The sequence below is a fragment of the Deltaproteobacteria bacterium genome, assembly GCA_029210625.1.
GTDB lineage: Bacteria > Myxococcota > Myxococcia > SLRQ01 > SLRQ01 > JARGFU01.
Genome location: JARGFU010000006.1, coordinates 169,143 through 192,445 on the forward strand (window position 1 = coordinate 169,143; position 23,303 = coordinate 192,445).

Below are 23,303 nucleotides of genomic sequence, written 5' to 3' on the forward strand. Positions count from 1 at the left end.
GAAGCCATGACCCTGGAAGAGAGACTGGACGAGCACCCGCAGTACCTGACCTTCGAGATGCTGGGGGAGACCTACGCCCTGGGCATCCTGCGGGTGCGGGAGATCATCGAGTACAGCCGGATCACCCGGGTGCCCCGGATGCCGGCCTTCGTCCGCGGGGTGATCAACCTGCGCGGCCACGTGGTGCCGGTGCTGGATCTGGCCACGAAGTTCGGGCTGGAGGCCGCGCCGGTCACCTCCGACACCTGCATCGTGATCCTCGAGGTCGCGGCGGAGGACGGGAAGCAGATCATCGGGATCGTCACCGACGCGGTGGACGAGGTCATCGACCTCGCCCCGGAGCGGATCGAGCCCCCCCCGACCTTCGGGACCCGGATCGACACCCGCTTCATCGTCGGGATGGGCGTGATGGAGGAGTCGTTCCTCCTGATCATCGACATCGAGCAGATCCTCTCCGACGACGACCTCGCAGCGGTCGTGGTCGCCGCGGAGAGCGGGGACGAGGCGCTGGTGGCCTCCCAGGAGGCCCGCCCCTAGGGCCACGGCGAAGAGACCTTTTCGAATCGGACGCCCGAGCGCGTCACCCATAGTCGAAGGAGAAGAAGATGAGCTGGAAGGACATGCGGATCGGAGGAAAGCTGGCGGTCGGTTTCGGGAGCCTGCTGGTCCTGATCGCGGTGGCGGGCTTCGTCGGATGGCGCGGCATCGAGAACATGGGCGACGCCCTCTTCGTGGTGGGTGACCGGGAGGCGCCGGTCCACCACGTGGCCAACGAGATGAAGCTCTCGGTGATGCACGCCCGGGACGCCACCGCCGAGTACCAGAGCAACTCGACCGTCGTCGCCCTGGCCAACGCCGAGGAGCTGCCCGAGCTCGAGCGCAAGTACCGGGAGGCGATGGAGAGCTACGAGCACTACGCCTCCATGATCCTCAACGGCGGCCGCCTCGAGGAGGGGACGGTGGTCCACAAGACCGAGCACGCCGAGCTGGCCGAGGCCATCCGCGAGGCCGTGCGGATCAACGAGGAGTCCTTCGTGCCCGCCGCGGACGAGCTGGTGGCGGCCGGCAAGGCCCTGATCACGGCGGACGTCGCCAAGGAGGCGGCCATGAAGGGTCTCGAGGAGGCCTTCGCGGTCGTCACCCGGGAGGCCCACGACCTCGAGCGGGTCTACCTCTCGGAGGAGGGCGCCGACGCGGCGGCGGATCTGCAGGGGGCGCTGGCGATGCAGGTCGCCGAGCAGGTGCAGACCGAGATCGCCCACTCCCGGATCTACGCCGAGGAGTACGCCCAGGTTCGCAACGCGCGGGAGTTCGAGGAGCTCGACCGGGAGATGGCGGAGACCCGCCTGGAGTTCGACGCCGCGACCACCCTGCTCCTGGACGGAGGAGAGGTGGCGGGGCGGAAGCTCGAGGCCACCGCGGCCCGCCGCGGGAGGGAGGCCGTCCGCTCCCTCCAGCGCTCCTTCACGGACTTCGACAAGCAGCTCGGCAAGCTGATCGAGGCCCACCGGGTGGCGCTGGCCCAGACCGAGCGCTCCCGCAAGGCCATGGAGCGGCTGGACGCCGCGGGCGACGAGGTCGACGCCGTCCTCGACCGGGTGGAGCGCCTGGCCGAGGAGGCCATGTCCACGGCCAAGGCCGATGGCGCCACCTCCAAGACCAGCTCGGTGACCGTGCTGGTGGTCGTGGTCTTCCTCTCCCTCCTCACCGGCCTCTTGCTGGGGCTGGTCATCGCCCGGGGCATCACCAACCCCCTGGCCCGGAGCATCGGCTTCGCCCAGGCCATCGCCGAGGGTGACCTCTCCCAGGACCTCGATCTCGATCGCGGGGACGAGGTGGGGATGCTCGGGCAGGCCCTCCAGAAGATGTCCGAGTCGCTGCGCAGCATCGTCAGCGACGTGCAGGCCGCCGCCGACAACGTCTCCTCGGCGGCCCAGCAGCTCGGCGCCTCCTCCGAGGAGATGTCCCAGGGGGCCTCCGAGCAGGCCGCCTCCGCGGAGGAGGTCTCCTCCTCGATGGAGGAGATGGCGGGCAACATCCGGCAGAACACCGAGAACGCCCTGCAGACCGACCGCATCGCCAGCAAGGCGGCTGACGACGCCGGCTCCGGCGGGAGCGCCGTGGCCGAGACCGTCGCGGCGATGAACGAGATCGCCCAGAAGATCACCATCATCGAGGAGATCGCCCGGCAGACGAACCTCCTGGCCCTCAACGCCGCCATCGAGGCGGCGCGGGCCGGCGAGCACGGCAAGGGCTTCGCGGTGGTGGCGGCCGAGGTGCGAAAGCTCGCCGAGCGCAGCAAGCTGGCGGCGGCGGAGATCTCCGAGCTCTCCGGCGGCAGCGTCGAGGTCGCGGGGAAGGCGGGCGAGATGCTCGAGCGCATCGTCCCCGACATCCAGCGCACCGCGGAGCTGGTCCAGGACATCCGCGCGGCCAGCCGGGAGCAGAGCACCGGCGCCGAGCAGATCAACCGGGCCATCCAGCAGCTCGATCAGGTGATCCAGCAGAACGCCGGCGCCGCCGAGGAGATGGCCTCCACCGCGGAGGAGCTCTCCAGCCAGGCGAGCCAGATGCAGAGCACCATCGGCTTCTTCCACCTGGGCCGCCACCAGCAGACCCGCAACGGCCACCGGCGCGGCGAGTCTCGCGGGCACCACCCGGAGCTGACCTCCTTCCTGGCCCGCCTGGGCCACGCCGAGGATGAGGAGCCCCGGGAGTCCCGGAACGGAAGCAACGGCCACGGCCACGGCAACGGCAACGGCGTGCACCTCGACCTGGGGATGGTCGCCGGTGACGAGCAGGACGCCGAGTTCGAGCGCTACGCCGACTAGCGGGTGAAAGGAGAGGAGGAGGTCCCCATGTTGGCCACGCCCACCCACGAGAGCGCCCTGCGGGAGTCGGACTACCGGCGCCTGCGGGACCTCCTCCACGAGCGCTTCGGTCTGCACCTGCCCCCCACCAAGAAGGTCCTCCTCCAGGCCAGGATCCAGAAGCGGCTGCGGCGGCTGAAGATGGGCTCCTTCGCCGAGTACTGTGAGCACCTCTTCTCCCCCGAGGGCCTGGAGGAGGAGCTCCCGCGCCTGGTGGACGTCGTCACGACCCACAAGACCGAGTTCTTCCGGGAGTCGGGCCACTTCGAGTGGATGGTCGAGACGCTGCTGCCCGAGCTCTCGCAGAGCGTGGGCCGGATCGGGCCGCTGAAGATCTGGAGCGCGGGCTGCTCCACCGGGGAGGAGGTCTACTCCCTAGCCATGCTCCTCTCGGAGTGGCGCCGGAAGGTCCCCGACTTCGACTTCGAGATCATCGGCTCGGACGTCGCCGCGGACACCCTGGAGAAGGCCCGCCAGGGCATCTACCGGCAGGATCGGATCGTCGGCCTCTCGGACGCCCTGCGCCGGCGCTACTTCATGCGCAGCAAGGACCGCCGGCAGCCGCTGGTCCGGGTGGTGCCCGAGCTGCGATCGAAGTGCCGCTTCGAGCTCCACAACCTCATCGAGGAGCGCGAGGCGCCGCTGGCCGAGGCGGACCTCATCTTCTGCCGCAACGTGATGATCTACTTCGATCGGCCCACCCGGCAGCGGGTGGTCGAGGGGCTGGTGAGCCACCTGGCCCCCTGGGGCACCCTCTTCGTGGGCCACGCCGAGACCCTCGGAGGCATCGACGTCCCCCTCCTCCCGGTGGCGGCCGCCACCTACCGCCACCGGGCGCACCTCCAGGCCCCGGGACGGTAGAGCCAGACCATGCGCAAGCCCATCCGCACCCTCATCGTCGACGACTCGGCCCTGGTGCGCCGCCTGCTCCGGCAGATCCTCGACTCGGACCCCGCCATCGAGGTGATGGGCACGGCGGGGGACCCCCTCATCGCCGCGCGCAAGATGACCCGCGAGGTTCCCGACGTCGTGCTCCTCGACGTGGAGATGCCGCGGATGAGCGGGCTGGAGTTCCTCGAGCAGCTGATGAGCCAGCACCCGATCCCGGTGGTCATCTGCTCCAGCCACACCTCGCGGGACTCCCAGGTGGCCTTCGACGCCCTGCGGATGGGCGCGGTGGAGATCATCGAGAAGCCGAAGGTGGGCACCGCGGCCTTCATCGAGGAGTCCCGCCTGCGCCTCTGCGACGCGGTGAAGGCCGCCTCCCGGGCCAGGCTCGGGCCGCCCCGGGCGGACGCCGCGGCCTGGCAGCCCCGGGAGCGCGCCATGGTGAGCCAGCCGCCGCCGGCCCAGCTCGCGCGGGCGGTCGCGGGCTACCGCAACGTGGTGCTCGGGGCGTCGACCGGCGGGACCGAGGCCATCCGGGGGTTGCTCACGGCCCTCCCGGCGCAGTCGCCTCCCATCGCCATCGTGCAGCACATGCCCGAGCACTTCACCCGGATGTTCGCGCGCAACCTCGACGAGCTCTCCGAGCTGGAGGTGCGCGAGGCCGCCACCGGCGACCTCATGCGGCCGGGCCGCGTCTACATCGCGCCCGGCAACCGGCACCTCGAGCTGCGGCGCCGCCGCCACGGCGTCGTCTGTCAGGTTCGGGACGGGCCCCTGGTGCGGCGCCACCGCCCCTCCGTGGACGTGCTCTTCCAGTCGGCGGCGGACTCCCTCGGGGCTCAAGCGCTGGGCATCCTCCTCACGGGGATGGGCGACGACGGCGCCCGGGGCCTCCAGGCGATGCACGAGGCCGGCGCGCGCACCCTCGCCCAGGACGAGCAGAGCTCGGTCGTCTTCGGGATGCCCGCCGAGGCCATCCGGCGAGGTGCGGTGGACCGGGTGATCTCCCTGCACGACCTGGCCCGCTGCCTGCTGATGGAGTCCGAGCTCTCGGGGGGGAGTCGAGGAGCCGTAGGATGAGAGAGACAGCCCATCGTTCTTTCGAGAGCCTCGTCCCCCTGCAGGAGATGCGCTGCGAGGCGGCCGTGGGGCGCCTGACGCGGAGCTTCGTGCACCAGCTCGCCAACGATCTGGCGATGGTGCAGACCGCGCTGGACCTCATCGGCATGCGGCCCACCGATCCACCCGAGAAGGCTCTCCAGGTCGCGCAGAAGGCGATCGACGAGGCCAGCTGGCTCCTCCACCGGCTGCGGCTCATCGCTCACCACGAGCGCACGGGGCCCTGCCGGACGGATCCCGGGCCCGTGGTGGAAGAGGTCTTCCAGCTGGTGGACCGGGCTCACCAGGCCCGGCTGGCCGTCCGGCTGGAGCTCGCGCCGGAGCTGCCGGTGATGGCCATCCACCCCAACGCGCTGCGGGAGGCCCTGCTCATCCTTCTGACCGACAGCATCCAGGACTTCCAGCGCCGGCACGCCCAGAGCGGCGGCGCCACGCTCCGGGCCGTCGTGAGCGGACGGCGCGCCCGCGCGGAGGGTGCGGGGCCGGTGACCCTGCTGCTGGAGCTCGGCTTCCACCCCGGGCGTGGTGCGACCCGCGAGCAGCTGGCCTCGGCGAGGCCACTGGAGAGCCGCCGGGTCGAGCTCTGCGACACCCCCGCTTCAGAGCAGGGGTAGCGCCGGGAAGCGCAGGGAGTAGACCTGCGCGCCGCCCCTCTGGGAGGTCTCCACTCCGAAGGGGTGGGCGTCGGCGAGCTCCTGGATCGTCTGCCGGGACGCCTCGGGCAGGGGCTCCTCGGCCTCGATCTCGAAGAGGATCGCGAAGGGCGAGGGGCGGGCGACCCGCACCCGGACCGTGCAGGTCTGCCCCGAGCAGGGGCTCTCCCGCAGGCCGGTGGAGAGGATCTGCACCGCCAGCTCGGCGGGGAAGAGCAGGTCGCCCAGATCGTTCTGCAGTCCGTCCACGCAGTGCATGGCGCAGCCGGGGCTCTGGCAGCCCTGGCAGATCGCCGCCGCGGACTCGAGGATCTCGCGGGCGGGGTGGGTGGTGACGACCGGCCGATCCAGGTGCAGGCCGAGCTGCCGCAGATCCCCGAGGAGCGCGCTCATCCGGGAGGCCGTGTTCTTCAGGTGGGTGAGGTGCGCTGCGGGATCCCTGCCCCGCTCCAGCGCGTTCTGGAGGGTGTCGGTCAGGGCGAGGAGCGCCGAGGCCTGGTTCGAGAGTCCGTGGACGGTGCCCCGGGCGAGGGTCAGCGCCAGGTCGGCGGGGGCGAGCTGGGCGAGGCGGGTGGCTGCGAAGCGGCAGAGGAGGGCGCAGCGCTCGAGGCGGGCGATCCCCGGCAGGGAGCCCCCCAGCTCGGCGAAGCCCAGGAGCCGCTCCCCCGCGCCCAGGATCGGGAGCACGGCGCCCATGGCGCTGCCGTACTCGTGCTCGGCGGTGACGCCGTTCTCGAGCAGGACCCGGGCCGGGGGGTAGCCCGGCGCCGTGTCCTCGAGGCCGGCCACCAGCGCCTCGGCCACCTGGATGGGCGCGTGCAGCGCCGAGCGCAGGGTCACCGAGACCCGGCGGTAGTCCCGCCGCGCGAAGTCCGGATCGCCCTCGGGGTGCAGCAGGACGGAGACGAAGACCAGGGCCGGGCGCCGGAGGCGCTGGACGAGGAGCGTGACCCCGCGCCCCTCGCGGCTCTGCCCGCGAAAGCGCAGCGGGCGCCAGCTCTCGCCGATCCGGTCGATCAGGGCGGCGAGGCGCTCGGCGCTGCGGGTCCCCAGCCAGCTCTCCTCGCTGCGGTCGAAGGGGGAGCCGAGCCGGCGGGCGGAGGGAGAGGCCCCGGCCAGGGCGCCGTCCTGGTCGAGAAGCCAGCAGGGGACCGTCAGGTCGCCGACTCGGAGGGCTCCGCTCACCCCTTCACCCTAGGTCATGGCAGGGCCCCTGGGGGACCCTCCACCTCAGAAATCCGCCCGGGCGCGCAGGTAGATCTGATCGAGGCTGGAGAAGCCGTCGAAGGTGGTGCCGGCGTCGCCCCGGGCGGCGAGGCCCCCGAGGGTGAGCTTCACGGCGTCCGAGGGCTGCCAGCCGATCTCCATCCCGGCCAGGCCGCCGAGGCTCTCGCCCTCGTGCAGCTCGCCGCCCAGGCGCAGCTCGAAGGTGAGGCTGTCGTCCAGCACGCTGTAGCGCAGCGCCATCAGGGCGTAGTTCTGGATGTTCTCGGCGGTGAGCTCGTGGAAGAAGCCGTGCAGGTACTGGAGGTTGAGGTAGAGGCCGCCCGGGAGGGTGTAGTCGAGGCCCGCCACCAGCTTGAGGTAGGGGTCGCCGGAGATCACCGGGATCGCGGGCAGCGGCTCGCCGGTGAGGGGGTCGTTCGGATCTCCCATGAGGGTCACCTCGGCGATCAGCTCCTCGGGGAGGAAGACCGCGCCTTCCACCCAGAGGCCGACCCCGAAGAGGGAGGTGGCGGCGTCGAAGCCGATGGCCTGGGTCTTCGGGTAGGCGAGGGAGGCCTCGACGTGGGCCAGCCAGGGGCTCTGGCTCAGGTCGAGGTCGTAGACGTCGATGCCCGCGAGCTGGGGCAGGGTCTGGTAGCCGTAGAAGTAGGAGAGCGAGAGGTCGACGTCGAAGACGTTGGCGGCCAGGCGCAGCGCCACCTGCGTGCTGCGCACCTGGGTCGCGGGGAACTCGAGCCGGTCCCGCTGGCTGCCGAGCTCGACGTAGTCGGGCAGCTCGAAGGGGACGTCCATCTCGGCGGCGAAGAGGTCCACCGGGAGCAGGGAGGGGGTGAAGACGGGCACCACCGCGGCCGAGACGGTGAGGTCGGCCGGGAAGTAGAAGGTGGCCAGGAGGGCCGGCACCCCCAGGCGGGTCGAGAAGTCGAGGGGGTTCTCCAGATCCAGCGGGGCCAGGTAGCTGGTCGGGTTCATCCCGTCGGCGGTGCCCCAGGTGATGACCTGCTTGCCCACCCGCAGATCGAGGTACTCGGTGCCCAGGGCGTAGAGGTCGACGTAGGCCTCCTGCATCCGCAGCCCCAGCGGCTCGACCGAGTCCCGGTCGCCCAGGAGGGCCGAGGTCGTGGCCGAGGTGAAGCCCCGGTGGCGCAGCTCCAGGTTGCCCACCGCTACCACGTCCGGGTTCACCTGGGCCTGCAGCTTCAGGCCGAAGACGTTGGTGTTCCCGTAGTCGAAGAGGTCACCGTAGACGAGGCCGACGTAGTGGTTGGTCTCGACGTGTCCGCCGATCTCCAGCTCGCCCGCCAGGGCGGGGCGCAGGAGGAGACCGGGGACGAGGAGGGCGAGGGCGAGGCGGAGCGGGTGGGTGCGCATGGTGGGGGCCTTTCGGGTGTGCGAGCTAGCGGCGCTTCAGGTAGCGCTGGCTGAACTCATCGTCCGCGAAGCCGTTGTTGCTCTTGGCCTCCCGGATCTCGATCTTGGTGCTCGAGCCCTTCACCAGGTCCTTCACGATCATCTCGTCCGCCACGGCCTTGCCGTCGTCGATCCGGAACTTGCCGCGGGAGAGGGTGCGCTCCTTCTCCCCGGACTTCTTCGCGAAGTAGTCGACCTGCGTGTGGGCGTTGTCCTTCTTGCGCACCGTCATCTCCAGGTGCTTCCAGGGGGAGCTCTCCTTGAGGGGCTCGAGGGTGAGCACCACGGACTCTCCGGCGTCGCGCTCGCTGGTGACCTCGTAGTTGCCCACGAAGGTCATCTCGCCCATGTCGTCGTAGGTGAAGTCGCTGCCCATGAAGCTGTCGTTCCGGGCGGAGGAGGCGAGGCGCTTCACCTTCTTGAAGGCGGGCATGTAGACGTACATGACGTCGTCCTCGAGCACGAGGATGCCCACGCCCTTCATGTCGGCCGGGCTCTCGAACTTGAAGAGGCGCTTGGAGTTGCCCTTCTGCTTGATGGTGGCCTCGCGGACCTTCTCCTGGCCGTCCTTCGAGGTGATGGTCATCGTCATCTTCACGAAGGAGTCGGTGGGGGTCTCGCCGTTCTTGTCGACGGCGGCGAGGCGCTCGGCCCCGGTCATGGCGTGGGCGCCCAGGGCGGGGAGGGTGAGGGCGAGGGCGAAGAGGAGGGTCGAGAAGGGGTGTCGCATGATCAGGACTCCGAGGTGTTCGGGGCGCCTCGGCCGAAGAAGCGCCCGCCGGTCAGGTGGATGGTCGCCGGCAGGGTGGTCAGGGCCCCCGCCGCGCAGACGAACATGTTGAGGGCCACCAGCAGGCCGAAGTGCCGCAGGGCGATGAGGCCGGAGAGCAGCAGCACCAGGAAGCCCAGGGCGACCGAGAGGGTGTTCACCAGGATGGCCCGCCCGGTGGTCTTGATGGTGGTCCGGATGGCCTCGTCCACCGTCGCCCCCTCGCTGATCTCCCGCTTGAAGCGGGTGAGGAAGTGGATGGTGTAGTCGATGCCGATACCGATGGTGACGCTGGCGATCATCGCCGTCGCCATGTCGAGGGCGATGCCCGCGTAGGCCATCACGCCGAAGGAGATCAGGGTGGCCATCGCGATCGGGATCATCGCCAGCAGCCCGCCGGTGAAGGAGCGGAACTGCAGCATCATCAGGGCGAGCACGAAGAGGAGGGCCAGGGCGATGGACTCGAGCTGGTTCTTCACCAGCGCGCTGTTGAGGGTGAGCAGGATCCGGTGGAGGCCGGTCTCCTCCATGGTGGTCGTGATGGGCTCGCCCTCGCCGCTCTCGTCGCTCTCCGGGGCGATCAGATCCCAGAGCTCGGCCTCGATCTCCTTCCGGGGGGCCTTCTCCCCCAGCGCGGCGGAGACCTTCTCGCCCAGGGCCGCGATGCGCGCCCGGCGGGTCTTCTGCTCGATGCGGGCGACCAGGGACTCGGCCATCATCTCGATGCCCTCGGGATCCTCGGCGGCCTCGGTGCCGGCGAGGGCCTCGGTGAGCCCGGCGGCGATGTCGGCCTCGCTCCAGGGCTTCCGGGAGAGGGCCTCGCCCAGCGCGGCCTCGGCCCGGGAGAGCTCCTCCTCGCCGAGGGCGATCTCCGCCTCCTCCGAGCCGAGGTAGGCCAGCGCCGCCGCGCGAGCGGGCGGGGGGACCTCCGCCGCGGTGACCTCGACGGCGAGGCCGGGATCGGCCAGCAGGGCGCGCAAGGTCGCGCGCCGCTCGTCGGAGAAGGGGGGCTCGCCGCTGCGGCGGCGGTGGACGGTCTCGACGCCGTCGAGGACCCAGTCCAGGCGCGCCTCGCCGGTGGGGAGCGCGCGCACGCCCTTCCCCCAGGCGGACTCGGCCAGCATCGCCTTCACCTCGGCGGCGACCTTCCCCATCACCGGGGTGTCGTGGGAGTCGACCCGGGCCGAGAGGACGCCCCGGGTGCGGCCGGAGTTCACCATCTGCTCGAGGAGCTCCTGGCCATCGAGGAAGAACCAGAGGTTGCCGACCTCGGTGCGGGTGTCCGGCACGCGCTTCACGCCGTTCATCACCTCGTTGAGGTCGGCCAGGACGTCGGCGAGGGAGGTGGGCTGCGCGGCGCCCCCCAGGGAGTCGATCTTCTGGCCGAAGCGGCGGAGGTTCTTGAGGACCCAGGGGTCCTTCATGTCGCCCTTCACGTCGATGAAGAGGGGCGCCGAGCCGCCGAAGCGGTCGTGGAGGAGCTCCTCCGACTGCCGGGGGAAGCTGTCCTCGTGGAAGTGGTTGAGCATGTTCACGTCGGTGGTGATCCGGGGAATGCCCGCCGCGCCGGCGAGGCCGGCCACCAGGGCGACGACGACCAGGAGGCCCGGCCGGTTCCTCACCTGCCGCGCGAAGTGCTCGAGGAGGTGATCGATGGCGCCGTGGACCTGCTTCTCCTCGATGGCCGGCCGGGGCGTCTTAACCGGCAGGAAGGAGAGGATCACCGGGAGCAGGGTCACCGAGGCTCCCAGGCCCAGGATCACGCCGACCGCGGTGAGCACGCCGAAGTCGCGGATGATGGTCATCGTCGCGGTGGAGAGGGTGGCGAAGCCGATGAAGGTCGTCAGGCCCGCGGCGATGATGGGCAGGGCGACGGCCCGGATGGCGGCGGTCACCACCTCGGCGGGATCGCTGCTCTGGTGGGCGTCCTCGTTGTAGCGGGACACCATGTGGATGCCGTAGGCCGATCCCACGGCCAGCAACACCACCGGCATGATCGCCGAGACCATGGTGATCGGGTAGCCGAGGTAGGTCATCAGCCCGATGGCCCAGAGGGTGGCCAGGCCCACCGTCGCCAGCGGCAGGATGACCCCCCGCAGGGTGCGGAACATCGCGAAGAGCACCCCGAGGATCACGAAGGCGACCACCGGGATGAGCAGCTTCATGTCCTCCATGATGAGGTCGTTGATGCTCACCGGGGTCATGGGCATGCCGGCGTAGTAGACCTTCACGCCCTCGGGCAGGCGGGCGTCGGTCTGCTTCATCAGCTCGCGGGAGATGAGATCCTTGCGGCCCTCCGAGCCGAGGTTGGCGACCACGAGGGCGACGGTGCCGTCCTCGGAGATGATGCCGCCCCGCACCGTCTCCTTGCCCAGGGCGCGCTCGCGCAGGGCCTTCAGGGCCTCGGGGGTCCGGGGGATCGCGTCGGGATCGACGAGCTTCACGACCTCGACCGAGTCCTCGGTGGCCTTGAAGTCCATCATGTTGGTCAGGGAGATGACCGACTCCACGCCCTCGGTGGCCTGGTAGGTCCGGGTCAGATCACGGATCAGCTCGAGCCCCTGCACCGTGAAGACGTCGTCCATCTCCAGGGCGACCATCGCCACGTGGTTGTTCCCGAAGGCCGAGCCGATCTCCTCGAAGAGGACGACGTCGGGATCGTCCTGGGGCAGGTAGCGCAGGATGTCGCTCTCGAGGCGGGCGTCCGGGAGCTGCAGCGCGGCCAGGACCGTCGCGGTCAGGGAGAGGATCACGATGAGCGCGCGCAGGCGCAGGATGGTCCGGGCGATGGAGGTCATACGTCGCTTTCCTGGCGAGTTCCCCGCAGGCCGATGGCGGTCAGGCGCAGGGCGAGATCGAGGGTCTCGAGCCCGGTCTCGATCCGGTCGGCCTCGGCGAGCATGTCCTCGATGCCCTTGAGCGAGGCGCTCAAGAGCGCCGCGACCTCTCCGGGCTGCGCGAGCCGGCAGGCCCCCTTCGCGTTCGCGGCCTCGAGCAGCCCGGTGAGGAGCTTGCGCTCGCCCTCGTAGAAGCCGCTGCGGGTCTCGACGGAGAGGCGGCCGAGCTCCTGGGCGATCTCGTCGGGGACCCCCATGCTCTCGGAGAGCGCCCGCAGGGTCGTGAAGCGCGCCCGGATCGCCGCGACGAGCGCGTCGATGGGATCCTCCACGCCGGCGGTCGCCGCCCGCATGGACTCGAGGACGTTGTCGCTGATGGCGTCCACCACGGCCGCGAAGATGGCCTGCTTGCCGTCGAAGTAGTGGTAGATGGCGGTCTTGCCCAGCCCACAGGCGCCGGCGATGGCGTCGAGGGTGGTGTGGCGGTAGCCATGGCGGGCGAAGAGGGTCGTCGCCACACCGAGGATCTCGTCTCTGCGGGTCGTGCTCATGGGGCAGGAGTATTGAACGATAAGTTCAGTTGTTCAAGCGAATTCGACCGTGTTCGATTCGATGGCGAATCCCCGGGGGTAACCGCAAGCTCTCTCCTGGCGAAGGAGAGAGCATGCAGGGAACCACCACCAGGTCCGGGGAGGAGCGCACGCGCGGGGCCGGCTCCGGCGTCCACGACCGGGCCCTGCTGGCCGAGGTCGCTCCGTCCGGGTGGCGCAACCCGGCGCCGGAGGGGCGCTACGACCTGGTCGTGATCGGCGGCGGGCCGGCCGGGCTGGTGGCCGCGCTCGGCGCCGCCGGGATGGGGCGGCGGGTGGCGCTGATCGAGCAGCACCGCCTCGGGGGCGACTGCCTGAACGCCGGCTGTGTCCCATCGAAGGCCCTGATCGCCTCCGGCCGCGCCCTGGCCGCCGCCCGCCGGGCGCCTCGCCTGGGGGTGCGCCTCGAGGGGGAGCCCCGGGCGGACTTCCCGGCGGTGATGGAGCGGACGCGGCGCCTGCGGGCCGGGCTCGCGCCGGCGGACGGGGCCGGGCGCCTGCAGGCTGCCGGGGTCGCGCTTCACTTCGGAGCCGCCCACTTCACCGGCCGCGACACGCTGGAGGTGGCGGGGCAGCGCCTTCGCTTCGGCCGGGCGCTCATCGCCACCGGCGCGCGGCCCGCCCTCCCCGCGCTCCCCGGGCTGGAGGAGGTCCTGGCCACCGGCGTCCTCCCGGTGCTCACCAGCGACACGGTCTTCGAGCTCGAGGCCCTGCCGGCCCGCCTGGCGGTGATCGGCGCCGGCGCCATCGGCTGCGAGCTCTCCCAGGCCTTCGCCCGCCTCGGCGCGAGGGTGCACCTGATCGAGGGCGGCCGGGGGCTGCTCCCGGAGGAGGAGCCCGAGCTGCGCGAGCGCCTGCGGGAGGCGCTGGCGGTTGACGGGGTGGAGCTCCACGGCGGCGGGGACGATGCCGCCCTGGAGGTGGATGAGCGGGGCGCGCGGCTCCGGCTGGGCGCAGGGGGGGAGGGGAGGGTCCTCGAGGTGGACGCCCTCCTGCTGGCCACGGGCAGGACCCCGAACGTGGAGGCGCTCGACCTCGAGGCGGCGGGCGTGGCGCGCGGCCCCGCCGGCGTCCGGGTGGACGACCACCTGCGCACCACCAACCCCCGGATCTACGCGGCGGGGGACGTCTGCACCGCGGTGCGCACCACCCACGGGGCCGACGCCATGGCGCGCATCGTGCTGCGCAACGCCCTCTTCCCCTACCTGCCCGGCAAGGCCCGCCTCTCCCGGCGGGTGATCCCCCGCACCCTCTACACCGATCCCGAGCTCGCCCGGGTGGGGCCGACCGCCGCCGAGCTGCGGGCCCGCGGGATCCGCTTCGAGACCCTGAAGGTGGACCTCGCCTCGGTGGACCGCGCCCGACTGGAGGAGGAGGAGGGGGCGCTGATCCTCCACGTGAGCCGGGGGCTGCGCGGCGGCCGGATCCTGGGGGCCTCGCTGCTGGGCGCGCAGGCCGGCGAGATCCTCCCCCTGCTCACCCTGGCCCTCACCGAGGGCATCCCCCTCCACCGCCTGGCCGGGGTGCTGCACGCCTACCCGACCCGCGCCGAGGTCATCAAGCGCGCGGCGGACGCCCACCTCCGGCGGCGCCTGCTCGACCTGCGGGACCGGATCCTGCGACCCTGGACGCTCCTCGGAATCGCTCGGCCGCTCTCGCGGCTCTCACCCCCATGATGATGACGCGCTCCCTCTCCCCGCTCGCGCTCCCCGGGGCTCGCCGATGAGCCCCCGCGCCCGGATCGCGCTCGCCCTCCTGACCCTCGGCGCGCTGATCGCGGGGGTCTTCCTCTTTCCGGTGAAGGCCTGGCTGGTCGCCTTCCTCGACTGGAGCGCCGGCCTCGGGGTGATGGCGCCGGTGATCCTCGGCGCGGCCTACGTGCCCGCCGCCGTGCTCATGCTCCCCGGCTCGGTGCTCACCCTCGGCACGGGCTTCGTCGCGGGGCTGGGGCCGGGCTTCCTGGCGGTCTGGAACGGCGCCACCCTCGGCGCGACCGTGGCCTTCCTCCTGGGCCGGACCGTGGCCCGGCCCTGGGTGGAGGCGAAGGTGAAGGACAGCCCCCGCTTCCGGGCGGTGCAGGAGGCGGTGGCCCAGCGCGGGCTGCGCATCGTCCTGCTCCTGCGCCTCTCGCCGATCTTCCCCTTCAACCTCCTCAACTACGCCCTCGGCGTCACCGGCGTGCGCCTGCGCGACTACGTGCTGGGCACCTGGCTGGGGATGATCCCGGGCGCGCTGATGTACGTCTACGTGGGCACCGCGGCCAAGGACCTCGCCGAGGTCGCCGCCGGCAAGGCCAGCGGGGGGCTCGCGACCAAGGCCTTCTTCGTCTTCGGCCTGCTGGTCACGATCGTCGTCACCGTCTGGATCACCCGCATCGCCCGCAAGGCCCTCTCGGCCGCGGTCGGGGAGGCGGCGGGGGACGCGGTCAGGGACGAGACGCTGGAGGCGGAGGCGGCCTGAAGATCTCGCCCCCGTGGATGCGCAGGTAGTCCGCGCGCGGGCCGCCGCAGCGCGGCCGCAGGGAGCAGCCGGCGCAGGTGTCGAGGAAGGCGCCGCCCTCCATCGGCGAGGTCTCCAGCAGGAAGCGATCGCCGCCCGGGCAGGCCACCATCAGCCCCAGCTCCGGCGGGTAGAAGAGCGCCCGGTGGTGGCTGGCCGGCACCGTGCACGGGGGCGTGTGGTAGGAGGTGATGAAGGCGGGGTCGTCGGAGAGCCCGAGGTCGAGGGCCTCGACCAGCCGGGCGACGACCTCCTCGATGCGGGGCACCTCGCCCGAGAGATCCTCGCCGCCCTGATCGACCGCGGAGAAGAGCCAGAGCTTGAAGCGGTGGACGCCCTCGCCGTGGAAGAAGCGGACGATCTCCGGGATCCGGTGGAGGTTGCGCTGGTAGACGAGGATGTCACCCTCGACCGGGACGTCCCGGGCGCGCAGCTCCCGCAGCCCCTTCAGGAGGTGGTCGAAGCAGCCCTCGGTGGCGGCGAGCTCGTCGTGGAGCGCGGCCTCGCTGTCCATCAGGTGGAGGCTGACCTCGGTGAGGCCCGCCGCGAGGGCGCGCTCGGTGAACTCGGGGTAGGCGAAGAGCATGCCGTTGGTCTGCAGCTTCAGGTCCCGGTAGCCGAGCTTGCGGGCAGCGCGGAGCAGATCGAAGAGGTCGCGGCGCAGGGTGGGATCGCCGCCGCCCATCCAGAGGCCGGTGGCGCCCTCCAGCCGGCCGGCCTTCATCGTGGCGAAGGCCTCCCGCGAGTCCATCCCGGGCAGGGTGTCCGAGACCGAGAAGCAGCCCAGGCAGCGGTTGTTGCAGCGGTAGTCGGCGACCAGCTCGAGCCAGCGGAGACGGCCCATCGGCGCCGCCTAGCTGGCCGAGAGGCCGATGAGGTCGAGGTGGAGCATCTTCTCCAGGGTGCGCAGGGTCTCCAGCTCCCGCAGGGGAGAGGTGAGCACCAGGGTGCCGATGGCCATGCCCCCCTCGATGCGCTCGTAGAGCTCGCGCTCGGTGGCGGTGAGGCCCGCGGCGCCGCCGCGGCCGGCGTGGGAGATGCGGTAGATCGTGAGCTCGCTGACGAAGGTCTGGCGCAGCTCGTCGAGCTGCCGGCCGGACACGTCGTCGAGGAGGGCGCGGAGGCGGGCGTCGCTGGGGTCGGTGGCGAGGACCGTCTCGAGCACGTGCCGGGCCTCGTCGTACTGGCCGGCGGTCGCCAGCTGCATGGCCTGGGCCGTGAGCTGCCCGACCGGGTCGGCGCCGGCGTCGGCGCCCTCGACGCGCAGGGCGCCGAGGCGGACGAGGTCGTGGACGCGCCGCAGGATGGCCGAGCGGGAGAGGGCGAAGCTCACCCGCACCTGGCCGAGGGTCAGGCCGCGCTGGGCGCAGCGCAGCAGGATCCTCCCGAGGCCGCTCACCCCCGCGGCGGCGGCGGCGTCGGCGATGTGCAGGCCGGCCGACTCGTCGGGGTAGGCCGCCTCCACCTGGGGCCACTCGTCGCGGTGGCGCATCCCCTCGTGGACCAGCTGGCGCACCGGGATCTCCACCTGCACGGCCCCCTCCGGATCGGGGACGCCGGGCTCGAAGACGAAGGTGCCGTCGTCCTCGAGGAAGAGGTCGAGGAGGCGCTCGTGGGCCTCGAGCGGGTCGGGGAGCTCCAGCCAGGGCTCGTCCGCGGCCCGGGGCTTGAGGCGGGCGATGACGTCGGTGCCGGCCGGCGCCGGGGAGGCGGCGGTGATCAGCCGGCCGTCCACGTGCATCCAGACCTCGTGCCCCTCGCGGTTGAGCACCAGCAGGCCGCTGCGGCTGCTCAGGTCGATCCACTGAAGGACCTCCGCGAGAGGCATGGTGTCCAGCTCACCCCGTAGCATCGATCCCCTCTCTTCGCCGGCCGGACCCGTGGTACCGTGGCGGCGTGTCTCGTATCAATCCACTCTCCCGAGAGATCTCGGCCAAGATCGTCTACTACGGTCCCGGGCTCTCCGGAAAGACGACGACTCTACAGTACATCCACGACCACGTCCGTCCAGCCCAGCGCGGGGAGATGATCTCCCTGGCCACCGAGGGCGATCGGACGATCTTCTTCGACTTCCTGCCCCTCTCCTTCGAGCGGGTCCGGGGGATGTCGGTGAGGCTCCAGCTCTACACGGTGCCCGGCCAGGTCTACTACGCGGCCACCCGGAAGCTGGTCCTCAACGGCGCCGACGGCGTGGCCTTCGTCGCCGACAGTCAGCCCGCGGCCATCGAGCGCAACCGGGAGTCCCTCCAGGACCTCTCCGAGAACCTCGCCGAGCTGGGCTACGACCTGGCCAGCTTCCCCTTCGTCATCCAGTACAACAAGCGCGACCTGCCCACCGTGATGTCGGTCGAGGAGCTCGACGCCGAGCTGAACACCGGGGCGCACAAGGTCCCCACCTACGAGACCTGCGCCACCGTGGGCACCGGGGTCTTCCCGGCGCTCAAGGAGATCGTCCGCCTCACGATCCGCGACCTGAAGGAGCGGCGGGAGGCCGCCGCCCGGGCGCCGCGCGAGGCGACCTTCGACGAGGTCGAGCCGGGCGAGGGCATGCTCTCGGCCGGCCTGGCCCTGGCGGCGCAGGCGATGGAGGCCGAGGCGGCCAACGAGGCCGAGGCCGCGCGGCCCGCGCCGCCGCTGCCGCCGGAGGGTGTGGCCGAGCCCGAGGCCGCCACCGAGGACCGGGGCAGCATGACCCCGGGGGTGAGCTTCGCCTCCTGCTTCGAGGGGCCGACGCGCGACGTGGTGCAGGTCCTCGAGGCCCACATCATCGAGAAGCGCTGGGCGCCCGCCGTCCGGCTGGCGGCCCAGCTGGTCCACGAGATCCTCGAGGGGCTGCCCGGGGCCACCGAGGCCGACGGTCCGACCGCCCGGGCGGTGGCCCTCGGCCTCGACGGGCGGGAGTTCCTCCGGCTCTCCCGCCTCGCCAGCACCCCCGACGAGGCGGTGCAGCAGGCCGACGCGCTCTTCGCCCTCCACCAGGTGGTCGCGGCGCGGCTGAAGGTCCGCTCGCTCTGAAGCGACGCTCGGTCCGAAGCGACGATCAGGGTAGGGGGCTCGGCTCGGCGAGGAGGGTCGCGAGGACCTCCGGATCCGAGGTCGGCAGCTCGCAGGTCCGACCCCGGCAGACGTAGGCGGTCGCCCGGCCCTCGAGGGCGTTCCTCCCGGCGAGGAGGGGCAGGCGTCGGGCCAGGGCCTCGACCCGCTCCTCGGCGACGACGAGGAGGCTGCGGTTCGGCAGGTAGGTGCGGCGCAGCCGGGCGAGCAGCGCCTCGCCGGGATCGCCCTCGGGGAGGACCACCACGACCTCCGTCACCCGGTCCAGGCGGCGCTCGAGCGCGGCGCCCAGGAGGGGGACCGCCGGGCCGGCCTCGCGCAGCAGGCTCGCCTGGCCGCAGAGGATCCCCTCGGCCCGCGCGAGGTGCGACGGGTCCTGGAGCAGGTCCGCCAGGCGCAGGTGCAGGAGGGCGGCGACCGAGTTCCCCGAGGGCAGGGCGCCGTCGTAGTCGGGCTTCTCGCGGGTGATCAGCGCCTCGTGCCGCGCGCCGGTCTGGAAGTAGCCGCCGGCCTCGTCGTCGCCGAAGCCCGCCTCGAGGCCGCCGAGGATCGCCTCCGCCTCCTCCAGCCACGCGGGCTCGCCGCTGGCCTCGAAGAGATCGAGGAGCCCCTGGGCGAGGAGAGCGTGGTCGTCGAGGAAGGCCGGGCCGCTCCGGCGCTCGCCGGTGAGCGAGTGCAGGAGCTCTCCCTCGACCCGCGCCTCGTCGAGGAGGCGGCGGGCGCAGCGGCGTCCGGCCTCGAGGTAGTCCTCCCGCGCGAGGGCGAAGCCCGCCCGGGAGAGCGCCGAGAGGACGAGCCCGTTCCAGGCCACCAGGATCTTCTCGTCCCGCCGCGGCGCCGGGCGGCCCGCCCGGGCCTCCAGCAGCTTCAGGCGCAGCGGCTCGAGGCGCCGGTGGAGCGCCTCCGGCTCCAGCCCCAGCTCCCGGGCCAGGGCCTCCCGGGGCCGGGGCCGGTGCAGCACCGAGCGGCCGTCGAGGTCGCCCCCCTCGCGCACGCCGAAGGCGCGGGCCACCAGCGCGGCGTCCTTGGCCGGCAGGAGGGCCTCGAGCTCGGCCGGGGTCCAGGTGAAGAAGGCGCCCTCCTCGAGCGCCCCGTGCGGGTCGAGGCTGTCGGCGTCCGTGGCCGCGTAGAAGGCCCCTTCCGGGGCCTGCATCTCGCGCAGCAGGTAGTCGAGGGTGTGCTCCACCACCTCCCGGAAGCGGGGCTCGCCGGTGAGCTGCCAGGCCTCCAGGTAGGTCAGGGCCAGCTGCCCGTTGTCGTAGAGCATCTTCTCGAAGTGAGGGACGCGCCAGCGCTCGTCGACGCTGTAGCGGTGGAAGCCTCCGCCGAGCTGATCGTTCAGGCCGCCGTCGGCCATCGCCCGCAGGGTGTGGACCACCTGCTCGAGCAGCCGCGGGTCACCGGTCCGCCGGTGGAAGCGCATCAGGAGGTCGAGGGTCACCGGCCGGGGGAACTTCGGCGCCCGGCCGTGGCCTCCGTGGATCGCGTCGTAGGAGAGGGCGATCCGCGCCACGGCCTCGCGCAGGGCGCCGGCGTCGGGCAGGGCCTCGGGCGGGCGGGGCGCGGCCCGGGCGACGAGGTGGGCGGTGAGCTCGCCGGCGGCCCGGGCGATCTCCTCGCGCTGCTCGCGGTAGTCGCGGGCCAGGTGCTCGAGGAGCTCCTCCAGCCCCATCCGCACCCCGCGGACGCCGGCCCGGGGCGGGAGGTAGGTGGCGGCGAAGAAGGGCTGCCCCTCGGGGGTGAGCACCACCGTCATCGGCCAGCCCCCCTGGCCGCGCAGGGCCATGACCGCGGCCATGTAGGTGGCGTCCACGTCGGGGCGCTCCTCCCGGTCGACCTTCACCGCCACGTACTCGCGCGCCAGGAGGGCGGCGATGGCCTCGTCCTCGAAGCTCTCGTGCTCCATCACGTGGCACCAGTGGCAGGTGGCGTAGCCCACCGAGAGGAAGATCGGGCGGTCCAGGCTCCGGGCCCGCTCGAAGGCCTCCTCCCCCCAGGGGTACCAGTCCACCGGGTTGTGGGCGTGCTGGAGGAGGTAGGGGCTCGACTCGTGGATCAGGCGGTTGGAATGCGCGGGCTCGTGAGAGGCCATGCGGGGCAGATCTAGGCCCCCCGTCGACCTCGGACCAGCAGGCGCCGCAGCAGACCCCAGAGGCCGCGGGGCGCCGGCCGGGGTTCGCACCCGGGGGGGTGCCGGATCTCCCGCGGGGTCTGGCCACCGCCCTCGAGGTGGGGCGGCTTGGCCAGGCCGGGGTGTTCGGCCGCCGCCAGGCACTCGGCCACGACCCCCACCGGGTAGCCGAAGAAGGGCGAGGTGGGATCGGCGGCGAGCTTCGCCGGATCGTCCTCGTACCTCGGCTCGGGGAGGGGCCTCCCGAAGATCTTGGCCAGCGAGCGGCGGGGGTCGTCGGCGGGCTCCCGGAGCACCTCGGTGAGGCGCTCGAGCTCCAGCGGGGCGTCATGGGGGATCAGCGAGGGATCGAGGTGGTCCCGGTGGATCGCGTCGTAGCCCACCGGGAGCCCGGCGCAGGCCTCGCCGCCGGGGCAGCTCTCGCAGGGCGCCCGCGGCAGGTCCCCGGGGATCAGGCTCAAGCGCAGGTTCTCGGGCGGGGCGGGCTGATCGCGGCGCAGGCACTCGGGGAGGTTCGCGAGGAAGAACATCCGCCCGGGGTGCTTCCGGGCGGTCTCGCAGGCCACCCGGTAGACTCCCGAGAGGGGGGGCTGGAAGGCCTCGGCGAGGCCGATCTGGGTGGTGGCGTTGGGCAGGAGGGTGAGGGGCTCATCCGGCCCGAGGGCCTCCGCGTAGAGATCGACGATCTCGCTCAAGCGCAGGTAGTTCGCCCGCATCAACAGCACGTTCGGCATCAGGGTCAGGCCGAGCCGGCGGCACTGCTCGATGAGGCGGCGCTTGGCGTCCGCCACGCCCTCCCCGTCGCAGAAGAGGTCGGCGGAGGCGCGGTCCCAGGCGAAGAGGGAGAGCCGGACCTCGTCGAGGCCGGCGTCGACCAGGGCCTGGAGCAGGGCCGGATCGCTGATCCGCACGCCGTTGGTCACGATCGCCTGGTGCTCGATGCCCCGGCTGCGGGCGTAGGCGAGGGCCTCGGGGAGGGGCGCGAAGGTGCCCGGCTCGTGGTCCCCGGCCCCCCAGACCACCTCGGTCACGCCCTCCTCGACGGCGCGGTCGATCTGCTCGCGGAGGGAGGCCAGCGCCTCGGCGTCCACGGGGGGCACCTGCTCCCGGAAGTAGGAGACGCAGAAGACGCAGCGCAGGTCACAGGGACCGGGGGCGGTGAGGAATGCGACCTTCGGGGCTGCGGGCATGGCAGGAGAATAGTATCCTCCCGCCGCCCGGCACGAGGGGTGCCGTGGGTGTCCTCGAACGAAGGAAGGCACGATGCGCCAGCGATGGTTCCTGCTCCTGCCCGTGGCTCTCGGGCTCGCCGCCTGCGAGCCCTGGTCCGACGTCCTGAAGGAAGAGCTGGTCGATGCGCCGATCTTCAGGGCGCTGAGCGTCGACGAGCCCACCAGCGTGCCCGGCCACCTGCGGGTGATGACCTGGAACGTGAAGTACGGCGGCGGCCGCCTCGACTTCTTCTTCGACGGCTGGGGGGACCGCACCGAGATGAGCCTGGACGAGGTCCGGGCCAACCTCGAGGCGAACTACCAGCTCATCGAGGAGGTGAAGCCCGACATCCTGATGGTCCAGGAGATCGAGGTGAACTCGCGCCGCTCGGCCTACGTGGACATGGTGCAGGACCTCCTCGACAACACCTCGATGAACTACGGCGCCTACTACCCGGTCTGGGACACCCGCTACGCGCCGGACGAGGCCTTCGGTCGGGTCGAGATGGGCAACGCCATCTTCTCGCGCTTCCCGATCACCGAGGCCCAGCGCCACCGCTCCGCCGACCGCACCGATCAGGCCTTCTACGAGGACTACTTCCTCCTCCACCGGGGCATCGGCCGCGCCGTCCTCGACGTGGGCGGCCGGGAGCTGGCCGCGTGGGTGGTGCACGCCGAGGCCTACGACGACGACGGCACGAAGAAGAAGCACGTCGACCAGGCCCTGGAGCTCTTCACGGCCGAGACCCTGCCGGCGGTGATCGGCGGCGACTTCAACAACCTGCCCCCGGGCACCGTGAAGACCGAGGCCTTCAACGACGACCCGCCCGACCTGGTGGGGACCCGCTACGAGACCCCGCCCTACGAGCTCGACGCGATGGACGGCTTCTTCACCCCGGACTTCCTTCCGGCGATCGACACCGCCCGCTACGGCACCGCCGTGGCCTCCCAGGAGCGCTACTACACCCACACCGTCATCGGCCCGGCCCACACCGGCACCGACGGCGAGCCCGCCTTCTGGAACCGCAAGCTCGACTACCTCTTCATCAAGAACGCCGATCGCTGGATCCCGGCGACGACCGACGTCATCCAGGCCGCCGGTCGCGGGCCGGTGGACATCGCCGTGACCGTCGATCCGATGGAGCTCTCCGACCACTGCCCGGTCGTCGGCAACTGGGAGCCCGCGCCATGAAGAAGCTCGCAACCGCTCTGGCGCTCGCCGGCGCCCTCGTCCTCCCCGCCGCGGCCCTCGCCGAGGCCCTGCCGGCCCGGGAGACCGCCCACCCCCTGGGGAAGAACCACGGTGAGGTCGGTATCTTCAACGAGCTGCAGTGGGGGCTCACCGACGAGCTGTCGATCGAGGCGCACCCGATCCTCTTCCTCGCGGGCGACTTCCACGCCACCCTGCGCTTGCGCCACGCCGAGGTCGCCGGCTGGACCCTCTCGGGCGAGTACGGGCTGGCCGTGCCGACCCTGGGGATGCGCCTGACCCAGAACCTGGGCTTCGCCAGCCCCTTCTTCCCGACCTGGGAGGACTCCGACAACAAGGTCGGCCTCTTCGTCGTGCCCCACGTGGGCCTGCTGGCCTCCTCGGGGAAGCCCACCGGCGCGGTGATCACCGCCCGGGCGGACCTCACCGTCGGGGTGCCCCTGGGGCAGAACGATGCCCTGCCGGTCGACTCGGTCTTCGCGCCCCTCGAGCTGGTGATGGCCCCGATGCTCACCGGCTTCCGGCTGCGGATCGGCGGCGGCTACGACCACCCCCTGATGGACTGGCTGCGCCTGCGCGGGCAGGTGAACCTCTTCGTCACCGGCAAGCACCCGGAAGGCTACGCCCAGCTCTCGACCTTCTTCCTCGAGCTCTACGCCGGGGTGGATCTCCGGGTGACGACCAACACCCGCTTCACCCTCGGGGTGAAGATGTTCAACTGGGATCAGCACGCGACGAAGGTGAAGGTCGGCGCCGACGGCTACGCCACGCGGGAGCACGTCCGCTCCACCGACTTCTGGCCCACGATCGACTTCATCTGGCGCTGGTAGCTTTG

General features: G+C 71.9%; 19 protein-coding genes. 10 read left to right on the plus strand and 9 right to left on the minus strand.

The genetic code is table 11. The annotated features are described in order from the left end of the window. Positions 1 to 6: 6 nt before the first annotated feature. The 5 genes from P1V51_07625 (at position 7) to P1V51_07645 (ending at position 5,491) form a co-directional block, all read left to right on the plus strand. A complete protein-coding gene (locus tag P1V51_07625; GenBank protein MDF1562897.1) occupies positions 7 to 537 on the plus strand; it encodes a chemotaxis protein CheW in 531 nt (176 codons plus the stop codon). A gap of 68 nt (positions 538 to 605) precedes the next feature. After that, positions 606 to 2,831, plus strand: a complete 2,226-nt coding sequence (locus P1V51_07630; protein MDF1562898.1) for a methyl-accepting chemotaxis protein — start codon at positions 606 to 608, stop codon at positions 2,829 to 2,831. 27 nt (positions 2,832 to 2,858) lie between these two features. Next, positions 2,859 to 3,731: a protein-glutamate O-methyltransferase gene (locus P1V51_07635; GenBank protein ID MDF1562899.1), complete on the plus strand. Its 873-nt coding sequence runs from the start codon at positions 2,859 to 2,861 to the stop codon at positions 3,729 to 3,731. A gap of 9 nt (positions 3,732 to 3,740) precedes the next feature. Further along, positions 3,741 to 4,838: a chemotaxis response regulator protein-glutamate methylesterase gene (locus P1V51_07640; protein MDF1562900.1), complete on the plus strand. Its 1,098-nt coding sequence runs from the start codon at positions 3,741 to 3,743 to the stop codon at positions 4,836 to 4,838. Further along, positions 4,835 to 5,491 carry a hypothetical protein gene (locus tag P1V51_07645; GenBank protein MDF1562901.1) on the plus strand — a complete coding sequence of 219 codons (657 nt, stop codon included), beginning with the start codon at positions 4,835 to 4,837 and terminating at the stop codon, positions 5,489 to 5,491. Before P1V51_07640 ends, P1V51_07645 begins: the two co-directional genes overlap by 4 nt. On the opposite strand, the gene P1V51_07650 is transcribed toward P1V51_07645, so the two are convergent. Genes P1V51_07650 through P1V51_07670 form a run of 5 tightly spaced genes read right to left on the minus strand, consistent with a single transcriptional unit; the run spans position 5,477 to position 12,324 of the window. Beyond that, positions 5,477 to 6,715, minus strand: coding sequence for a hypothetical protein (locus P1V51_07650; GenBank protein ID MDF1562902.1), 1,239 nt, complete (start codon positions 6,713 to 6,715; stop codon positions 5,477 to 5,479). The two genes, P1V51_07645 and P1V51_07650, sit on opposite strands and share 15 nt — an antisense overlap. Positions 6,716 to 6,760: 45 nt before the next feature. Continuing rightward, positions 6,761 to 8,128 carry a hypothetical protein gene (locus P1V51_07655; protein MDF1562903.1) on the minus strand — a complete coding sequence of 456 codons (1,368 nt, stop codon included), beginning with the start codon at positions 8,126 to 8,128 and terminating at the stop codon, positions 6,761 to 6,763. 25 nt (positions 8,129 to 8,153) lie between these two features. After that, complete coding sequence (locus tag P1V51_07660) at positions 8,154 to 8,897, minus strand: outer membrane lipoprotein-sorting protein (protein ID MDF1562904.1); 744 nt, start codon at positions 8,895 to 8,897, stop codon at positions 8,154 to 8,156. A gap of 2 nt (positions 8,898 to 8,899) precedes the next feature. Then, on the minus strand, positions 8,900 to 11,734 hold the full coding sequence (locus P1V51_07665; GenBank protein ID MDF1562905.1) for an MMPL family transporter: 2,835 nt from the start codon (positions 11,732 to 11,734) through the stop codon (positions 8,900 to 8,902). Then, positions 11,731 to 12,324: a TetR/AcrR family transcriptional regulator gene (locus tag P1V51_07670; protein ID MDF1562906.1), complete on the minus strand. Its 594-nt coding sequence runs from the start codon at positions 12,322 to 12,324 to the stop codon at positions 11,731 to 11,733. The genes P1V51_07665 and P1V51_07670 overlap by 4 nt, the downstream gene beginning before the upstream one ends. Before the next feature lie 113 nt (positions 12,325 to 12,437). Here P1V51_07670 and P1V51_07675 point away from each other — a divergent pair, with 113 nt between their 5' ends. Both P1V51_07675 and P1V51_07680 read left to right on the plus strand, forming a co-directional pair. Beyond that, complete coding sequence (locus P1V51_07675) at positions 12,438 to 14,039, plus strand: FAD-dependent oxidoreductase (protein MDF1562907.1); 1,602 nt, start codon at positions 12,438 to 12,440, stop codon at positions 14,037 to 14,039. Positions 14,040 to 14,085: 46 nt separating this feature from the next. Further along, positions 14,086 to 14,823, plus strand: coding sequence for a TVP38/TMEM64 family protein (locus tag P1V51_07680; protein ID MDF1562908.1), 738 nt, complete (start codon positions 14,086 to 14,088; stop codon positions 14,821 to 14,823). On the opposite strand, the gene P1V51_07685 is transcribed toward P1V51_07680, so the two are convergent. After that, on the minus strand, positions 14,789 to 15,706 hold the full coding sequence (locus P1V51_07685) for a radical SAM protein (GenBank protein MDF1562909.1): 918 nt from the start codon (positions 15,704 to 15,706) through the stop codon (positions 14,789 to 14,791). The two genes, P1V51_07680 and P1V51_07685, sit on opposite strands and share 35 nt — an antisense overlap. Before the next feature lie 9 nt (positions 15,707 to 15,715). After that, positions 15,716 to 16,714 (minus strand): DUF4388 domain-containing protein, encoded by a 999-nt coding sequence (locus P1V51_07690; protein MDF1562910.1) that lies wholly within the window; start codon positions 16,712 to 16,714, stop codon positions 15,716 to 15,718. Between the two features lie 44 nt (positions 16,715 to 16,758). Here P1V51_07690 and P1V51_07695 point away from each other — a divergent pair, with 44 nt between their 5' ends. Continuing rightward, positions 16,759 to 17,877 carry a GTPase domain-containing protein gene (locus tag P1V51_07695; protein ID MDF1562911.1) on the plus strand — a complete coding sequence of 373 codons (1,119 nt, stop codon included), beginning with the start codon at positions 16,759 to 16,761 and terminating at the stop codon, positions 17,875 to 17,877. Positions 17,878 to 17,902: 25 nt separating this feature from the next. Here P1V51_07695 and P1V51_07700 read toward each other — a convergent pair whose 3' ends face one another. Then, the gene (locus P1V51_07700; protein ID MDF1562912.1) at positions 17,903 to 20,008 is read right to left on the minus strand and encodes a thioredoxin domain-containing protein; all 2,106 of its coding nucleotides are present in this window, start codon (positions 20,006 to 20,008) and stop codon (positions 17,903 to 17,905) included. An 11-nt stretch (positions 20,009 to 20,019) separates the two neighbouring features. Continuing rightward, positions 20,020 to 21,237 carry a radical SAM protein gene (locus tag P1V51_07705; protein MDF1562913.1) on the minus strand — a complete coding sequence of 406 codons (1,218 nt, stop codon included), beginning with the start codon at positions 21,235 to 21,237 and terminating at the stop codon, positions 20,020 to 20,022. Positions 21,238 to 21,310: 73 nt separating this feature from the next. Here P1V51_07705 and P1V51_07710 point away from each other — a divergent pair, with 73 nt between their 5' ends. Both P1V51_07710 and P1V51_07715 read left to right on the plus strand, forming a co-directional pair. Continuing rightward, positions 21,311 to 22,450: an endonuclease/exonuclease/phosphatase family protein gene (locus P1V51_07710; protein ID MDF1562914.1), complete on the plus strand. Its 1,140-nt coding sequence runs from the start codon at positions 21,311 to 21,313 to the stop codon at positions 22,448 to 22,450. Continuing rightward, entirely contained in the window at positions 22,447 to 23,298 is an 852-nt protein-coding gene (locus tag P1V51_07715) for a hypothetical protein (protein ID MDF1562915.1), read from the plus strand. The genes P1V51_07710 and P1V51_07715 overlap by 4 nt, the downstream gene beginning before the upstream one ends. Positions 23,299 to 23,303 lie beyond the last annotated feature (5 nt).